The 15,220-nt window shown below is 70.0% G+C and carries 12 protein-coding genes; 4 read left to right on the forward strand and 8 right to left on the reverse strand.

Translation table 11 applies throughout. From position 1 onward, the window contains the following. Window positions 1-14 precede the first annotated feature (14 nt). Window positions 15-836, forward strand: coding sequence for a trans-aconitate 2-methyltransferase (locus ACFYOP_RS07785; protein WP_356896495.1), 822 nt, complete (start codon window positions 15-17; stop codon window positions 834-836). A 106-nt stretch (window positions 837-942) separates the two neighbouring features. Here ACFYOP_RS07785 and ACFYOP_RS07790 read toward each other — a convergent pair whose 3' ends face one another. Together ACFYOP_RS07790 and ACFYOP_RS07795 are read right to left on the reverse strand one after the other, a co-directional pair. Further along, window positions 943-1,632, reverse strand: coding sequence for a TetR/AcrR family transcriptional regulator (locus tag ACFYOP_RS07790; RefSeq protein ID WP_356896497.1), 690 nt, complete (start codon window positions 1,630-1,632; stop codon window positions 943-945). Then, window positions 1,629-2,639: a fatty acid desaturase gene (locus ACFYOP_RS07795; protein ID WP_356896499.1), complete on the reverse strand. Its 1,011-nt coding sequence runs from the start codon at window positions 2,637-2,639 to the stop codon at window positions 1,629-1,631. The genes ACFYOP_RS07790 and ACFYOP_RS07795 overlap by 4 nt, the downstream gene beginning before the upstream one ends. 216 nt (window positions 2,640-2,855) lie before the next feature. Between ACFYOP_RS07795 and ppc the strand changes: the two genes are divergently transcribed. Beyond that, window positions 2,856-5,585, forward strand: coding sequence for a phosphoenolpyruvate carboxylase (gene ppc, locus ACFYOP_RS07800; protein ID WP_356896501.1), 2,730 nt, complete (start codon window positions 2,856-2,858; stop codon window positions 5,583-5,585). A 67-nt stretch (window positions 5,586-5,652) separates the two neighbouring features. On the opposite strand, the gene ACFYOP_RS07805 is transcribed toward ppc, so the two are convergent. The 4 genes from ACFYOP_RS07805 to ACFYOP_RS07820 all read right to left on the reverse strand — a co-directional run bounded on the left by ACFYOP_RS07805 (window position 5,653) and on the right by ACFYOP_RS07820 (window position 8,845). Further along, entirely contained in the window at window positions 5,653-6,360 is a 708-nt protein-coding gene (locus ACFYOP_RS07805; protein ID WP_356896503.1) for an LPXTG cell wall anchor domain-containing protein, read from the reverse strand. 173 nt (window positions 6,361-6,533) lie between these two features. Further along, window positions 6,534-7,004: a hypothetical protein gene (locus tag ACFYOP_RS07810; protein WP_356896505.1), complete on the reverse strand. Its 471-nt coding sequence runs from the start codon at window positions 7,002-7,004 to the stop codon at window positions 6,534-6,536. A gap of 57 nt (window positions 7,005-7,061) precedes the next feature. Next, a complete protein-coding gene (locus ACFYOP_RS07815) occupies window positions 7,062-7,730 on the reverse strand; it encodes a DUF4276 family protein (protein WP_356896507.1) in 669 nt (222 codons plus the stop codon). Next, the gene (locus ACFYOP_RS07820) at window positions 7,727-8,845 is read right to left on the reverse strand and encodes an AAA family ATPase (RefSeq protein ID WP_356896509.1); all 1,119 of its coding nucleotides are present in this window, start codon (window positions 8,843-8,845) and stop codon (window positions 7,727-7,729) included. Before ACFYOP_RS07820 ends, ACFYOP_RS07815 begins: the two co-directional genes overlap by 4 nt. 184 nt (window positions 8,846-9,029) lie before the next feature. Here ACFYOP_RS07820 and pglW point away from each other — a divergent pair, with 184 nt between their 5' ends. Continuing rightward, entirely contained in the window at window positions 9,030-13,673 is a 4,644-nt protein-coding gene (gene pglW, locus ACFYOP_RS07825; RefSeq protein ID WP_356896511.1) for a BREX system serine/threonine kinase PglW, read from the forward strand. Here the strand turns inward: pglW and ACFYOP_RS07830 are convergent. Next, window positions 13,642-13,851, reverse strand: coding sequence for a hypothetical protein (locus ACFYOP_RS07830; protein ID WP_356896537.1), 210 nt, complete (start codon window positions 13,849-13,851; stop codon window positions 13,642-13,644). The two genes, pglW and ACFYOP_RS07830, sit on opposite strands and share 32 nt — an antisense overlap. A 71-nt stretch (window positions 13,852-13,922) precedes the next feature. Continuing rightward, window positions 13,923-14,255 carry a hypothetical protein gene (locus ACFYOP_RS07835; RefSeq protein ID WP_356896513.1) on the reverse strand — a complete coding sequence of 111 codons (333 nt, stop codon included), beginning with the start codon at window positions 14,253-14,255 and terminating at the stop codon, window positions 13,923-13,925. 143 nt (window positions 14,256-14,398) lie between these two features. Between ACFYOP_RS07835 and ACFYOP_RS07840 the strand changes: the two genes are divergently transcribed. After that, window positions 14,399-15,148: a helix-turn-helix transcriptional regulator gene (locus ACFYOP_RS07840; RefSeq protein ID WP_356896515.1), complete on the forward strand. Its 750-nt coding sequence runs from the start codon at window positions 14,399-14,401 to the stop codon at window positions 15,146-15,148. The last annotated feature ends 72 nt before the right edge of the window (window positions 15,149-15,220 follow it).

Here is a 15,220-nt window from a genome sequence, read left to right on the forward strand (position 1 = left end):
AGGGGGACTCGAACATGTATTCCGCACCCACTTGGGACCCAGAGCAGTACCTGCGCCACGCCGGGCACCGCACCCGTCCCTTCCTGGACATGCTCGCCCGTATACCCACGCTGCCCTCCGGCAGCCGCCCCGCCCGGATCGCCGACCTCGGCTGCGGTCCCGGCAATGTCACCGCCCTGCTCGCCGACCGCTGGCCCGACGCCCGCATCACCGGCTTCGACCTCTCGCCCCAGATGCTCGCCCAGGCCGAGAAGGCGTACGCCGGCACCACCGCGGGCGGCGGCCTGCTCGACTTCCGGCCCGCCGACGCCGCGCACTGGACCCCGGAGGAGCCGTACGACCTGATCGTGTCCAACGCAGCCCTCCAATGGGTGCCCAACCACCCCGAGTCGTTCCCCGTCTGGATCGACGGACTCGCCCCCGGCGGCACCCTCGCCTTCCAGGTCCCCGGCAACTTCACCGCCCCCAGCCACGCGCTCCTCGGCGAACTGTGCGAGACCCCCCGGTGGCGCGCCCGCCTCGGCGACCACGGCCGGCGCTACGTCCACATCCTGGAGCCCGCCGACTACCTGTGCCGCCTCGCCGACCTCGGCTGCGACGCCGACGCCTGGGAGACGACCTACTTCCAGCTCCTCGGCGGCGAGGACCCCGTACTGGAATGGGTCAAGGGCACGGCCCTGCGGCCCGTGCTCACCGAACTCGCCGACGACCCGGAGGCCCGGGCGGAGTTCCTCGGCCAGTACCGGGACCTGCTCCGCAAGGCGTACCCGCCGGGCCCGCACGGCACGGTGTTCCCCTTCCGGCGGATCTTCGCCGTCGCGCGCAAGGTGTCGTGACGCCGCGCCGGTGACAGCGGACCGGTGGCAACGGAAAAGCGCCCCGCGGCCTGCGGGGCGCCCTTGCGTTCTCCGGTGCCGGCGCTTGCTCGCGCCGGGAGAGACCCTAGCTCTTGCGGTGCCCTATGAGCCGCGGCTTCTGCTCCAGACCGTCCAGCCCGTGCCAGGCCAGATTCACCAGATGCGCCGCGACCTCCGCCTTCTTCGGACGGCGCGCGTCCAGCCACCACTGGCCCGTCAGCGCCACCATCCCGACCAGCGCCTGCGCGTACAGCGGAGCCAGCTTCGGATCGAAGCCCCGGTTCTTGAACTCCATGCCCAGGATGTCCTCGACCTGAGTGGCGATGTCGCTGATCAGGGACGCGAACGTGCCCGTCGACTGGGCGACCGGCGAATCACGCACCAGGATGCGGAAACCGTCCGTGTACGTCTCGATGTAGTCCAGCAGGGCGAAGGCCGCCTGCTCCAGCAGCTCACGCGGATGACCGGCGGTCAGCGCCCCCGTCACCATGTCGAGCAGCTGGCGCATCTCACGGTCCACGACGACCGCGTACAGCCCCTCCTTGCCGCCGAAGTGCTCGTACACGACCGGCTTGGAGACGCCCGCCTTGGCGGCGATCTCCTCGACGGACGTGCCCTCGAAGCCCTTCTCCGCGAACAGCGCACGGCCGATGTCCAACAGCTGCTCACGGCGCTCGGCGCCCGTCATGCGGACGCGGCGGGCACGCCTGCCGCCGGGCACCCTGGTCTTGTCCGGACTGCCGATACTTCCGTCACTCGCCACGACGTCAATCATGCCGTCTTCGCGGCATCATCCTCGCGGCGGGTTTCATCGGCCTCGGAGCCGGTGCGCCGGGCGTCGATGCGGGACTGCTGCGGCCAGCGCACGTCGTACGCCCAGCCGGCCTTCTCGAACCAGCGGATCAGCCGCGCGCTGGAGTCGAGCTGCCCGCGCAGCACACCGTGCCGGGCGCTCGTCGGCTCGGCGTGGTGCAGGTTGTGCCACGACTCGCCGCACGACAGGACCGCCAGCCACCACACGTTGCCCGAGCGGTCGCGCGACTTGAAGGGGCGCTTGCCCACCGCGTGGCAGATCGAGTTGATCGACCAGGTCACATGGTGCAGCAGCGCCACCCGGACCAGCGAGCCCCAGAAGAACGCGGTGAACGCGCCCCACCACGACATCGTCACCAGCCCGCCGACCAGCGGGGGGATCGCCAGCGAGAGCGCCGTCCAGTAGATGAAGTCGCGCGAGATCCGGCGGAGCGCCGGGTCCTTGATCAGATCCGGGGCGTACTTGTGCTGCGGCGTCCGCTCCTCGTCGAACATCCACCCGATGTGGGCCCACCACAGGCCCTTCATCAGCGCGGGCACGCTCTCGCCGAACCGCCACGGCGAATGCGGGTCGCCCTCCGCGTCGGAGAACTTGTGGTGCTTGCGGTGGTCGGCCACCCAGCGCACCAGCGGCCCCTCGACCGCGAGGGAGCCCATGATCGCCAGTGCGATGCGCAGCGGCCGCCTGGCCTTGAAGGAACCGTGCGTGAAGTACCGGTGGAAACCGATCGTGATGCCGTGGCAGCCGATGTAGTACATCGCCACCAGCAGTCCGAGGTCCAGCCAGCTCACCCCCCATCCCCAGGCCAGCGGCACCGCCGCGAGAACGGCCAGGAACGGGACCGTGATGAACAGCAGCAGGGCGATCTGCTCGATCGACCGCTTGCTGTCACCACTGAGGGTCGCGTAGGCGACGTCGGGGTCAGGGGTCTTCGGGGCATCGTCCAGCAGATCGGGACTTGTGGTCATGTGGCTTCCCTGGGGGTGGGGAGAGAGGGGACGGGCGCCTGGCTACGGGTGCGTAACCTACGGCATCGTAAGTATGGCAGTGCCCGGCGGCGCGGCAAGAGACCTGCGGACCACGCGGAGGAAATGGACACCTATCCTGGGTGACGTCGGACAGCGCGGTCCGCAAGCCTCCAGTACCCCTCCAGACGTGCTCAAACACTGCAAGGAGCCGCACCTGTGAGCAGTGCCGACCAGACACCCACCGCCAGTGCAGAACTGCGCGCCGACATCCGCCGACTGGGCGATCTTCTCGGCGAGACCCTCGTCCGCCAGGAAGGTCCCGAACTCCTCGACCTCGTCGAGCGGGTCCGCGCGCTGACACGCACCGACGGTGCCGCAGCAGCAGAGCTGCTGGGCGACACCGACCTGGAGACCGCGGCCAAGCTGGTCCGCGCCTTCTCCACCTACTTCCACCTCGCCAACGTCACCGAGCAGGTGCACCGCGGCCACGAGATGCGCGAGAAGCGCGCCGCCGAGGGCGGCCTGCTGGCCCGCACCGCCGACCGGCTCAAGGACGCGGACCCGCAGCACCTGCGCGAGACCGTGAAGAACCTGAACGTACGGCCCGTCTTCACCGCCCACCCCACCGAAGCGGCCCGCCGCTCCGTGCTCAACAAGCTGCGCCGCATCGCCGAACTGCTGGAGAACCCGGGCCTCGCGGCCGACCGCCGCCGCCACGACCTGCGGCTCGCCGAGCACATCGACCTCATCTGGCAGACCGACGAACTGCGCGTCGTCCGCCCGGAGCCCGCCGACGAGGCCCGCAACGCGATCTACTACCTCGACGAGCTGCACACCGGCGCCGTCGGCGACGTCCTCGAGGACCTCGCCGCCGAGCTCGAGCGCGTCGGCGTCGAGCTGCCCCCGGGCACCCGGCCGCTCACCTTCGGCACCTGGATCGGCGGCGACCGCGACGGCAACCCGAACGTCACCCCCGCCGTCACCTGGGACGTGCTGATCCTCCAGCACGAGCACGGCATCACCGACGCCATCGAGGTCATCGACTACCTCCGCGGCCTGCTGTCGAACTCGATCCGCTACGCCGGGGCCACCGAGGAACTGCTCGCCTCCCTCCAGACCGACCTGGAGCGGCTGCCCGAGATCAGCCCCCGCTACAAGCGCCTCAACGCGGAGGAGCCCTACCGGCTCAAGGCCACCTGCATCCGCCAGAAGCTGGTCAACACCCGCGAACGCCTCGCCAAGGGCACCCCGCACGAGGAAGGCCGCGACTACCTCGGCACCGCCGAGCTCATCGCCGACCTCACCCTCGTCCAGACCTCGCTGCGCGCCCACCGCGGCGGCCTGTTCGCCGACGGCCGGATGGACCGCGTCATCCGCACCCTGTCCGCCTTCGGCCTCCAGCTCGCCACCATGGACGTACGCGAGCACGCCGACGCCCACCACCACGCACTCGGCCAGCTCTTCGACCGGCTCGGCGAGGAGTCCTGGCGGTACGCCGACATGCCGCGCGACTACCGGCAGAAGCTGCTCGCCAAGGAGCTCCGCTCCCGCCGCCCGCTCGCCCCGACCCCGGCCCCGCTGGACGCCGCGGGCGAGAAGACCCTCGGCGTCTTCCACACCGTCAAGGAAGCCTTCGAACGGTTCGGGCCCGAGGTCATCGAGTCGTACATCATCTCGATGTGCCAGGGCGCCGACGACGTCTTCGCCGCCGCCGTCCTCGCCCGCGAGGCCGGCCTCGTCGACCTGCACGCCGGCTGGGCCAAGATCGGCATCGTGCCGCTGCTGGAGACCACCGACGAGCTCAAGGCCGCCGACGTCATCCTCGACGACATGCTCGCCGACCCCTCCTACCGCCGGCTCGTCTCGCTCCGCGGCGACGTCCAGGAGGTCATGCTCGGCTACTCGGACTCCTCCAAGTTCGGCGGCATCACCACCAGCCAGTGGGAGATCCACCGCGCCCAGCGCAGGCTGCGCGACGTGGCCCACCGCTACGGCGTCCGTCTGCGGCTCTTCCACGGCCGCGGCGGAACCGTCGGCCGCGGCGGCGGCCCCTCGCACGACGCGATCCTCGCCCAGCCCTGGGGCACCCTCGAGGGCGAGATCAAGGTGACCGAGCAGGGTGAGGTCATCTCCGACAAGTATCTGATCCCGTCCCTGGCCAGGGAGAACCTCGAGCTGACGGTCGCCGCCACGCTCCAGGCCTCCGCCCTGCACACCGCGCCGCGCCAGTCCGACGAGTCGCTCGCCCGCTGGGACGCGGCCATGGACACCGTCTCCGACGCCGCGCACGCCGCGTACCGCAGACTGGTCGAGGACCCGGACCTGCCGGCGTACTTCCTCGCCTCCACCCCCGTCGACCAGCTCGCCGAGCTCCACCTCGGCTCGCGGCCCTCCCGCCGCCCCGGCTCGGGCGTCTCGCTCGACGGACTGCGGGCCATCCCGTGGGTGTTCGGCTGGACCCAGTCACGGCAGATCGTGCCCGGCTGGTTCGGCGTCGGCTCCGGTCTCAGGGCGCTGCGCGAAGCGGGTCTCGACACCGTCCTGACCGAGATGCACGAGCGGTGGCACTTCTTCCGCAACTTCCTCGACAACGTCGAGATGACGCTGGCCAAGACGGACCTGCGGATCGCCCGCCACTACGTCGACACCCTGGTGCCCGGTCATCTGAAGCACGTCTTCGAGACCATCGAGGCCGAACACGCCCTCACCGTCAGCGAGGTGCTGAAGGTGACCGGGCACGAAGAACTGCTCGGCTCCAACCCGGTGCTCCAGCAGACGTTCGCCATCCGCGACGCCTACCTGGACCCGATCTCCTACCTCCAGGTCGCGCTGCTCAAGCGCCAGCGCGACACCGCCGCACGCGGCGAGGAGCCGGACCCGCTGCTGTCCCGCGCCCTGCTGCTCACCGTCAACGGAGTGGCCGCCGGACTGCGCAACACCGGCTGAACCACGGCGACGCGGCAGTGCCCCCCACCTTCAGCGAAGGTGGGGGGCACTGCCGTTCATCGGTGCGTCAGTGCTGACGGGCCGTACGGCGCCGCGCCACCAGGTAGCCGCCACCGGCGACCAGCGCGGCCGCGACCGCGGCGAGCACGCCGATCGGCGCGCCGTTGCCGGTCTCGGCCAGGTCGCCCGCGACGTCGGCCGCGGGGCTCTCCGAAGCCGCCGGGTCCGTGGCGTCGCCCGACTCCGCCGGGGCGGACGGCGTGCTGCCGGCGTCCTCACCGGACTTGTCGCCGTCGTCGCCCGGCTTGTCGTCACCCGGCTTGTCACCCGGCTTGTCGTCACCCGGCTTGTCGCCACCCGGAGTCTCGGCGTCCGGGCAGTCGACCTTGAAGACCTTGTGCTTGGCGCGGCCGTTCTCGCCGTCGAAGTTCCAGAACAGTTTGTACTGGCCGTCGGCCAGAGTCATGACCTCGGTGCGCTCGTGGCCGGAGCCGTCGAGGGTGAGCGATCCGGACTTCACGACCTCGCCCTTTTCGAGTTCGTTCTTCGCCCAGGCCTCGATGTGCCAGTCGACCTTCTGAGCGTCGTCGAACTTGAAGCCGTCGAGGTAGAAAGTGCAGACCTTCGGCACGTTCCGCTGGTCGAACTCACCGGTCACGGCATCGTGAATCTTCACGTTGCCGTTGTCGCCGTTGGTCGCGAAGGCGGCGGGAGCGGCCGTCAGCGAAAGCGCCGCTGCGGCTACCACGGCGCCGGTGGAACGAAGAATGCGCATAGGGGAGTCCATGGGTGAGAGGGAGGAAGCCGTGGGGGGCGGCTAAGCGTCATCATGAACGGGAGGGCAGGTCAAGCCTCGCGCGCCGCTTCTGTAACAAGGGTGCCGACTCATCCCGATAGTCCCTGATAACGATAAGGTGAATGCGCCCGTCCGGTAAGAAGATTGGCCGCTCACAGCGCCAGGAACGACGCCAGCAGCAGTGCGCCGCCCGCACCTGCCGCACCCCAGGCGGTCCGCGTCAGCCGCAGCCCGCCGCCGAGCACCGGGGCCGCCAGCAGCAGCGCCCCGCCCAGCGGCACCCAGGCGTACAGACCGCCCCCCGGTCCCGTACGCACCGCCTCGGTGGTCCCCGGCTTCAGCACGACGGCCAGCGTCGTGCCCTTCTTCACCGCGACCGACCTCTCGATCGTCACCTTCGCACGCTCGGGCGCCGGAGCCCGCGGCGCGTACGCACCCGTGCAGACGTCCTCGTCGCAGCGCGAGACGGCGAGCGTGCCGTGCTCACGGCCCTTGGACAGCAGGATGTGCTGCGCGGTGCCCCACGACGCCCACACGCCCGCGATCAGCAGCAGCAGGGCGACGAGCGTCATCGCCGCGTTGCGGGCGTGGACCAGTATCCGGCCGGACGAGTTCCGCTTCATGGGCCGCGATCCTTGGCCATGGGACTACGCGCGGTCAACCGCTGGTTTCGATGCACGTCACATAGTAGTCAAATTGGTCAATTTTTCGATCCAGGTGCTGAAATGCGGACAAGACGCTCGCAGGTCAGCCAGCCCGAGGTCCGTCACCGCGGCCGGTCCGTGAAACGTCTTTATGTATTCGGGGTAGAGCTTCAACAGCCTTTTGGACGGTGCTGTTTCAGGCTTCTCGTTGACCTGTTCCGGCCCCCCGAGAGCATCGGCGACGCCTTGCACCTTCTGCCCGAGTGCCGGGTCCTCTGTCCAGTAGGCCAACTGTTCCGCAGCTGCGAAAACCCAGGCCTCCGTCTCATGCAGGGCCAGATACGGGATGAAACGGGGATGGCCGATGTGCTCGGCGATCCGGCGTTCCACATGCTCGACCTTGGCCCGTGCCGTCGTGGCGGGGCGGTCGGCCATGCCGGGAGTGTCCTGAGGTAAGCCGTAGTAGTCGAGCAGAGTGGTGACTGCAGCCCAGTGAGGGCTGCTGTTGAGGCGGTTTCGGAGGTCCTTTTCGATCTTGGACCATTTACTGACCCCGCCACGCCCGGTCGTCCCCCCGGCAGCGGTCCTGGTCAGAAGAATCGTGGGCACCAAACTGATGCCGAACTGGAAGAGCTCAGGGCCAAGGAAGTCGTTGACCATGTTCTCTTCGGTCTGCCCCTCGCACAGCACCCCCACTGTGATCATGCCGGGCGGCTCCGAAAGGGGAGCTCCGGCGAGGGGCGGCCACCGAGGACGTTCTTCTCCCACAACTCACCGAGCGAATAGTCCTCCAGCCATTCCTGGAGGGCTTCACGCTCCGGTCGCCTGAGCACGCTTGCCCCGTCCTCCCGCTCCACTACCACGACATCGTCGAGTGAGAACTGGTTGAGAAGGGTCACAGACTGCGTGGCGATGACGATCTGGCACCGTACCGCGGTCGCTCGCAGCATGTCGGCCAGCTGGACCACCGCGAATGGATGCAGTCCCAACTCCGGTTCGTCGAGCGTGAGGAGCGCCGGCGGATCGGGTTGCAGGAGCAGGACACACAGGCAGATGTACCGCAGCGTGCCATCCGACAGTGCCTCGGCAGGGAAGACCGCGTCCACGCCCTCCTGCGTCCAGCGCAGCCGGATTCTTCCTCCTGGCTCCTCGGCCAGCACGAAGTCCCGGAAGAACGGCGCGACCGACTTCACAGCCCGGACGATGCGCCGGTATGCCCTTGGCTCTCCCTCGCGCATGCGCAGCAGAAACGCCGCAAGGTTCTCCGCGTCCGGCCGCAGCGACTCGTTGTCCGCGGTGTGGCTGAAACGCTTGACGGGTGCTTCCCGCCCTGTGTCCTGGAAGTGGAAGACACGGCAGCCCGCAAGGATGGAGCGCACCGGGCCCGCCAGCCTGGACAGCTGTTCCTCTTCCTTCTCCCGCAGCAGTGACTCTCGGTGGCCGCGCCCGAAGTCCTCGACCAGGGGGTGGCCCCACTCGTTGAAGTGGCCCTTCTCCTCGCCAAAGACGAACGTGTCGTTCGCCGCTGGGAGCAGGTGTGCCTCATAGCGGTACGGAGAAGCGCTGACCTTCAGCCGGATGCCCTTGTCCGCACCCGGCCCGGCGAACTGCAGAGCCTGGGCCCCGCCCCGCAGCCCCACCTCGAGTGCAAGATCGCCGTCCGCCATCCGGCCGAGCAGCTCCAGCGCCCCGACGACATTGCTCTTGCCCGCACCGTTGGCCCCCACGAGCACGGTGACACCGTCCCCCAGCTCCAGAGTGCTGGACCGGATGGAGGCATACCCTTCGACGGTCACCTCAGAGAGCTTGTACGGCGGCATGGGCCCAACCCTAGGCCAGGCGCGGCGGCAAACGGCCTGCACAGTGCCAACACGTGATCTGTTGCCACGCACGCGTAAATGCAGCGTGCAGCCGCCCGCCGACGTGTCCGTCGTGGCCGATACGCTGGTACGTCGGCTGATAGGCAGCCACAGGACCTGAACAAGGAGAGGGGCGATCGCGGCAATGCGAGACGGCCGGTGGACCACACTCACCGAGTCGCAGTTCCAGCACGAGCGCAGCGGGCTGCTGCATCTCAAGGAGCTGCTGCCCGACGACGAGCCCTATCGCGCCTGGTCGAACTTCACCTTCACCGCGCACAGCGGGCATGTCCGCGAAGTCGATCTGCTGGTCGCCGCCCCCTCCGCGCTGTACCTGGTCGAGCTGAAGAGCTGGCAGGGCACGGTCGCCTCGTCCGGCTCCAGCTGGGTGCAGACGCTGTCAGACGGCCGCACCCGTGTGCACCGCAACCCCCGCCACCTCGCCAACCAGAAGGCGAAGGAGCTCAAAGGGCTGATCAAAGACGCGATGGACCGGGCGGGCATCCGCCGCCCCGCCCCGTACGTCCAGGAGATCGTCTACTTCACCAATCCCGGCCTGCGTGTCCGCCTCGCGCCCAACGACCTCGCAGGCGTCTTCGGGAAGGAAGGCCACACCGGCCTGCCCGACATCCTCCGCGAGCTGAAGCGCCCGGCACGCGATCTCCACGGGGGGGTCGACCCGCAGTTCTCCCGGCAGCTCGGCAAGATCCTCGACAGCGTCGGCATCGGCCGCTCCGACGCGGAGTACCACCTCGGCCCCTACAAGCTCGACCGCACACCGTTCGACACCGGCCCGAACTGGGCCGACTACCTGGGCCGCCACGAGTCGCTGCGCCGGACCCGCCGCGTACGCATCTATCTGCGCGAGCGCGGCGCCGACCTCCCGACCCGTCAGTCGATCAGCCACACCGCCGAGCGTGAGGCCAAGGCACTCGACGGCCTCGGCCACCCCGGACTCGTCGCCTTGGAGAACTTCGACGAGAACGGGCACAGCGCGGGCCCCGCTCTGCTCTACGAGTACGACCCGCAGACCCTGCGCCTGGACGACTACCTCCTCCAGTACGGCGACCGCCTCGACGCCCAGGCCCGCTCTGCTCTGCTGCGCCAGCTTGCCGAGACAGTGCACTACGCACACCGTCACCGCCTCTACCACCGAGCCCTGCACGCCCGGGCCGTCCACGTCCTGCCCGGCCCGCGCCGCCGGGGCGGCAGCGACGAGGACCGCTGGCTGCGGCCCGTCCTGCAGCTCGCCGAATGGCAGACGGCTGTGCGACGGCCCCGCACCACAGGAGGCCAGGGCGGCTCCGGAGGCACGCTGAGCACCGGCCACGAGATAGTCCCCTCGCACAGCCTGGCCGCCTACGTGTCAGAGGCCGCCGACCCGTATCTTGCGCCCGAGCTGACCGCCCGCACCCCTGACCCCGTCGCCCTCGACATGTTCGGCCTCGGTGTCCTCGCCTACCTGATCTTCACCGGACGACCGCCGGCCCCGAGCCAGGCCGAACTCGGCGCCCGACTGCAACAGGGCAACGGCCTGACCCCCTCGGCCCTCGTCGACGGCCTGTCCGGTTACGTCGACGAGCTCGTGCAGAACGCGACGAACTACAACCCCCTTCTCCGCCCGCGCACCGCCGCGGAGTTCCTGGAGTCGCTCGACGCCGTCGACCTCGACCTCGCCCCCCACGCCGTCGGTGCGCCGCTCACCGAGCCGGCCGCCGTCGAGGAGGGCGACCCGCTGGACGCCGCACCCGGCGATGTCATCGGCGGGGGGCGTTTCGAGATCCTTCGCAGCCTCGGTCAGGGCTCCACCTCCCGTGCGCTGCTCGCCAAGGACCTCACCCGCGAGGACAAGGACGGCAAGAACAAGGTCGTCCTCAAGATCGCCCGGGCCGACAAGTACTCCGAGGCGTTGCGCCGCGAGGCCGACGTCCTGTCCAAGCTCCGCAACGACTCCAAGGTCATCCACCTCGCCGTGGACGAGCCGATCCGCATCGGCCCGCGCACCGTCCTCGTCCTCGACCACGCCGGCGACTCCACCGTCGCCCGTCAGCTCCGCGAACGGGGCCGTCTCCTCACCGACCAGCTGGAGACCTACGCCACCTACCTCTTCGCGGCCGTCGACTTCCTCGACGGCGAGGGCATCTGGCACCGCGACCTGAAGCCGGACAACATCGCCATCCGGGTGCGGACCAACAACACCCGCCAGCTCGTCCTCTTCGACTTCTCCCTGGCCGGCATCGACGTCCGCGCCACCAAGGCGGGCACCGAGGGATACCTCGACCCGTTCGTCGACAAGGACATCACCCGCGGCCGCTACGACGCCCACGCCGAGTGCTACGCCCTGGCCGCGACGCTCCACGAGATGGCCTCCGGCGAACTGCCCCAGTGGGGGGACGGCTCGGTCCGGCCGCAGGACACCGACCCGAAGCAGTGGCCCTACCCGAAGATCGCCTCGGACGGTTTCGACTCCGCCGTGCGCGAGGGCCTCACGGACTTCTTCCGCACCGCGCTCCACCGTGACGCCCGCAAGCGCTTCGCCGACCTCCACGAGATGCAGCGTGCCTGGCAGCGCGTGTTCGCCCTCGCCGACCAGCCCGTCCCGGCCCGCTCCAGTGGCCACCCCGAGGACGGCACCGACGAGACCGGGCAGGCTGTGGGCATCCTGCCCCCGGACGAGACGGCCGACGACGCCTCCCGCCTGGACGCGGACGCCGCAAAGGCCGACCGCGACACCCGGCTGCTCGTCGCAGGTCTCACCCCTCGTGCGGTGTCGTTCCTCAACGGTCTCGACCTCAACACCGTCGGCGACCTCCTCGACTACTCCACCCGCCGCCTGGTCAACCAGCCCGGCCTCGGCCACCGAACCCGTGATGAGATCAACCGCCGCATCAAGCAGTGGCGACTGGCTCTCGACGCCCCCGAACCGTCCCCACTGTCCGCGGGCGAACGCTCCGACTCGGCCGACGAGATCGCCGAGGCCCTTGCCGACCGGGAGGAGGGCGACGACCGCGCCCTGCGCCGCGTCACCCTCGACGCCCTCGTCTCGCTCCTCGTACCGAAGCCCGCTCCCAAGGGCCGCAACGCCACCGAGATCGAAGCCGTCCGACTGCTGCTGCGCCTGCCCGATGAAACGGGTGGCCCGGTCCCCAGTCAGTTGCCGGACTGGCCACTGAACAAGTCGGTCGCCCCGCTCACCAGCGAGCAGGTCACCGAGGGCCGCATCGCCCAGATCCTCGGCGCGCAGCGCAAGCGCTGGGCCAAGAACCCCGTCCTGGTCGCGCTGCGCGACGAGGCGGTGGAAATACTGGCGACGCTCGGCCGAGTCGCTTCCGTCACCGAACTAGGCGAAGCCCTCGTCGGCCGCCGCGGTGTCACCCAGCGCGCCCCCGAAATCCGCCGCGCCCTCGGCTTCGCCGCCGCCCGCGCCGCCTACGAGGTCGACTGGGCACTCACCCCCAGACGGATGCGCAGCCGCCGGCACGGCGACGCCGGTGCCAACCGGATGCTGCTCGCCCTGGAGGTCGACGAGGGCAACGATGCCCCGGACACCCCGTCGGGCCCTGCGCTCCTCAACTACGCCGACCGACTCGGCAAGGCGGCCGACCAGCTCGCCGCCCGTGACGTACTGGCAAGCCCAGCCACCGTGCTGGAACAGATCGTGGCCGCCGACGCAGCCTTCCACAACCTCGTACCGGGTACCCACATCTCCTTGGACGAGGCGCGCATGGTCACCCTGGCGGCAGCCGCCTCCGAGGATGCAGCGGTCAATCCACGCTTGGAGATCTACAGCCGCGGCCTTGAACCGGTGCGCGCCCTGCGCCTCACCCAGGCGGGGTTGTTCCTTCCGCTCGCGGGCAAGTCCTGGGCAGAGCAGGACGGGCTGACCATCGAAACCGTCCATGAGCGCGTCCGCACCCGCTTCCCCGACCTGACGACCCGACTGCCCGACACCCCCAAGCCTCTCGGCGACCTGCTGCGCGAGGCGGGCTTCCCACTCACGTGGCAGACCCGCCGCAAGCCGCGTAGAGGCGTGTTCCTGCCGGAGCGGGGCGAGAGCACCGCGGACCGCACCTCGGCCGTCACCCGGCGCCGCCTCACGGGGGCCCCCGTCACCGACCACTGGACGGTGCGGGATCCGGAGCAGCGGCTCCGCCTGCGGGCCAACGCCCAGCTCGTCGAATCGGCCACGCGTCCCGGCTTCCGGCTCCTGACCGTCCGCTACGACGATCAGCGCATGGCCCTGGAGACCCTCACCGAACCGGGACGCGAGTGGCGGGCCGAGCCGGTGGACGTCAGCGTCCTGTTCCTCACCTCGCTGCGCCGCCTGGTGGAGGCGCGTCCCAGACCGACCTGGGAGACCATCCTGGAGGCCGACAACGCAGAGCCGGGGTCACGCGACGCGATGAAGTTCGGCGAGTACACGGCGGCAGCCTGGGGCGACGTCGAGAAGGAGTTGCTGCGCCGACTGGCGGCGGAGCCCGCTGACGACGGCGACGGAGTCGGCCCCCGCCGGCCGGGACCGGGTACAGGCGCAAGGCCCCTTCTCCTGCACGACGGGTCCGTCATGGCCCGCTACGGCGGCATGGGTGTCCTGCAACGCATCGCGGACCGGGCCCGGCGGAGCGGCAGTGCCGGCGGACGCGGTCTGTGGCTGCTCAGCCCGCTGTCGGATCCGACCGCCGCGCCACGGCTGGACGACGCGACGGTCGCACTCGAGGACCGCGAGGAGTGGATCCGCCTCAACCACGCATGGGTGGTCAACGACCCGGGGCAGGACCAGGCGGCATAGCCGACGGCGGAGGCGGCAGCGGGAGGAGCGGGCCGCGGCTGCTTCGGGCATTGATCACGGAGAGCGCGGCGCGCAGTCGCTCCTCGGGCGACGCCGGACGGACCGCCTCCGGCGTCGCGTCCCACTCCCGGCCGCCCCCGAGGGGCCGTAGCTGTACGTACGGCCCCACGAAGCCCATGACCTCGCCGATCCGGCCGGTCCGCCCGTCCACGGCGACGGAGCCGACCGGGACCGGCGGGGGGCACCCGCTCACACGGAGCCGCCCGCCTCCGGGCCGGTGTTCGCGTCGGCTGCCGTGGACGCCGTATGCGCGGTGCGCAGGGCGGCGGTCAGCAGCGCGGCGGTGTAGAGATTGACCCGTCCCAGCTCGATGAGCGGGCGCGGGGCCGTGGTCGTGGTGCACGAGGCGAGGTCCGGCCTGAGCGACGGCAGCGTGATGCCGAGTCGGTGCAGCACCTCGGCGAGCTCGTCCACGGCGACGAGCGCGGTGGCCAGTGGGTTGGCCGCGATGGCCGACTCGGTGGAGGAGACGTGATCGGCGGCAGCGTCGGCGGACGGACGGGGTTGGGTGTTTCGGTTCATGCTCACAGCGTGACCGCATCGCGCTACGCTCAGTAGGGGGTGCGCGCCAACAACAGCGTTGCGGGCAGGCGTTCGCCCCGGCACGAGGACGTGGCGGCGCGGGGAACGCGCATGCCCGTGGGCACACCGAGGGGACGCGGCCGATGACCATCCAGAACCAGCTCGACCCGTACGCATCGCCGCGGACCTTCTACGGCTCCGAACTGCGCCGCAAACGTGAGGCCGGCGGCTTCTCGCAGGACCAGCTGGGGGAGCGGGTCTTCTGCTCCGGCACGTACATCGGCCAGTTCGAGGCCGCGAAGCGGCTGCCCCAGCCGGACGTGTCGAGGCTGCTGGACGAGGTCTTCGAGTCGGGCGAGCACTTCCAGCGCCTGTGCCACCTGGCGCGTAAGTCCAAGCACGCGGAGTACTTCGCGGACGCGGCGGAGCTTGAGCAACAGGCGCGCACGATCAGCGAGTACGCGCCGATGCTGGTGCCGGGGCTGTTGCAGACAGAGGGGTACGCGCGGGCCTTGGTGAGCGCTGCCCAGCGCTTCGAAGCCCAGGAGGTGGTGGAGCGCTTGGTCCGCACCCGCATGGACCGACAAGCTCTTCTCGACAGCCCAACGGCGCCGTTGTTGTGGGTCGTCCTGCACGAGTCTGCGCTTCGGGTCCGCGTCGGCGACTGCGACGTCATGGCTGAGCAGCTCACGACACTGGTAGGAGTGGCTCGAACCAGTCGGCGCCTGCTGGTGCAGGTGCTCCCCTTCGAGGCAGGTGCGGCAGCCTTCCTCAACGGAACGACCATCCACATGACCTTTGACGAGGCGCCGCGGGTCGTCTATACGGAGAGCGCCTTTACCGGACAACTGGTGGAGGAACCGGCTCTAGCCTCCGCTTTTCAGTTGGGATGATGAGACGTCGCTGGTCGTCAGCTTTCGGGTAGGGGACGCGGTTTCGGTGCTTGGGCATGGTGAGGGCCCGGC

The sequence above is a fragment of the Streptomyces sp. NPDC006294 genome (assembly GCF_042870895.1).
Taxonomy (GTDB): Bacteria; Actinomycetota; Actinomycetes; order Streptomycetales; family Streptomycetaceae; genus Streptomyces.

What these genes read in the sequence shown, in the direction of transcription:
- ACFYOP_RS07785 (WP_356896495.1), top strand. Translation starts at nt 15, where the DNA reads ATGTATTCCGCACCCACTTGGGACCCAGAGCAGTACCTGCGCCACGCC.
- ACFYOP_RS07790 (WP_356896497.1), bottom strand. Translation starts at nt 1,632, where the DNA reads ATGATTGACGTCGTGGCGAGTGACGGAAGTATCGGCAGTCCGGACAAG.
- ACFYOP_RS07795 (WP_356896499.1), bottom strand. Translation starts at nt 2,639, where the DNA reads ATGACCACAAGTCCCGATCTGCTGGACGATGCCCCGAAGACCCCTGAC.
- ACFYOP_RS07805 (WP_356896503.1), bottom strand. Translation starts at nt 6,360, where the DNA reads ATGCGCATTCTTCGTTCCACCGGCGCCGTGGTAGCCGCAGCGGCGCTT.
- ACFYOP_RS07810 (WP_356896505.1), bottom strand. Translation starts at nt 7,004, where the DNA reads ATGAAGCGGAACTCGTCCGGCCGGATACTGGTCCACGCCCGCAACGCG.
- ACFYOP_RS07815 (WP_356896507.1), bottom strand. Translation starts at nt 7,730, where the DNA reads ATGATCACAGTGGGGGTGCTGTGCGAGGGGCAGACCGAAGAGAACATG.
- ACFYOP_RS07820 (WP_356896509.1), bottom strand. Translation starts at nt 8,845, where the DNA reads ATGCCGCCGTACAAGCTCTCTGAGGTGACCGTCGAAGGGTATGCCTCC.
- pglW (WP_356896511.1), top strand. Translation starts at nt 9,030, where the DNA reads ATGCGAGACGGCCGGTGGACCACACTCACCGAGTCGCAGTTCCAGCAC.
- ACFYOP_RS07830 (WP_356896537.1), bottom strand. Translation starts at nt 13,851, where the DNA reads ATGGGCTTCGTGGGGCCGTACGTACAGCTACGGCCCCTCGGGGGCGGC.
- ACFYOP_RS07835 (WP_356896513.1), bottom strand. Translation starts at nt 14,255, where the DNA reads ATGAACCGAAACACCCAACCCCGTCCGTCCGCCGACGCTGCCGCCGAT.
- ACFYOP_RS07840 (WP_356896515.1), top strand. Translation starts at nt 14,399, where the DNA reads ATGACCATCCAGAACCAGCTCGACCCGTACGCATCGCCGCGGACCTTC.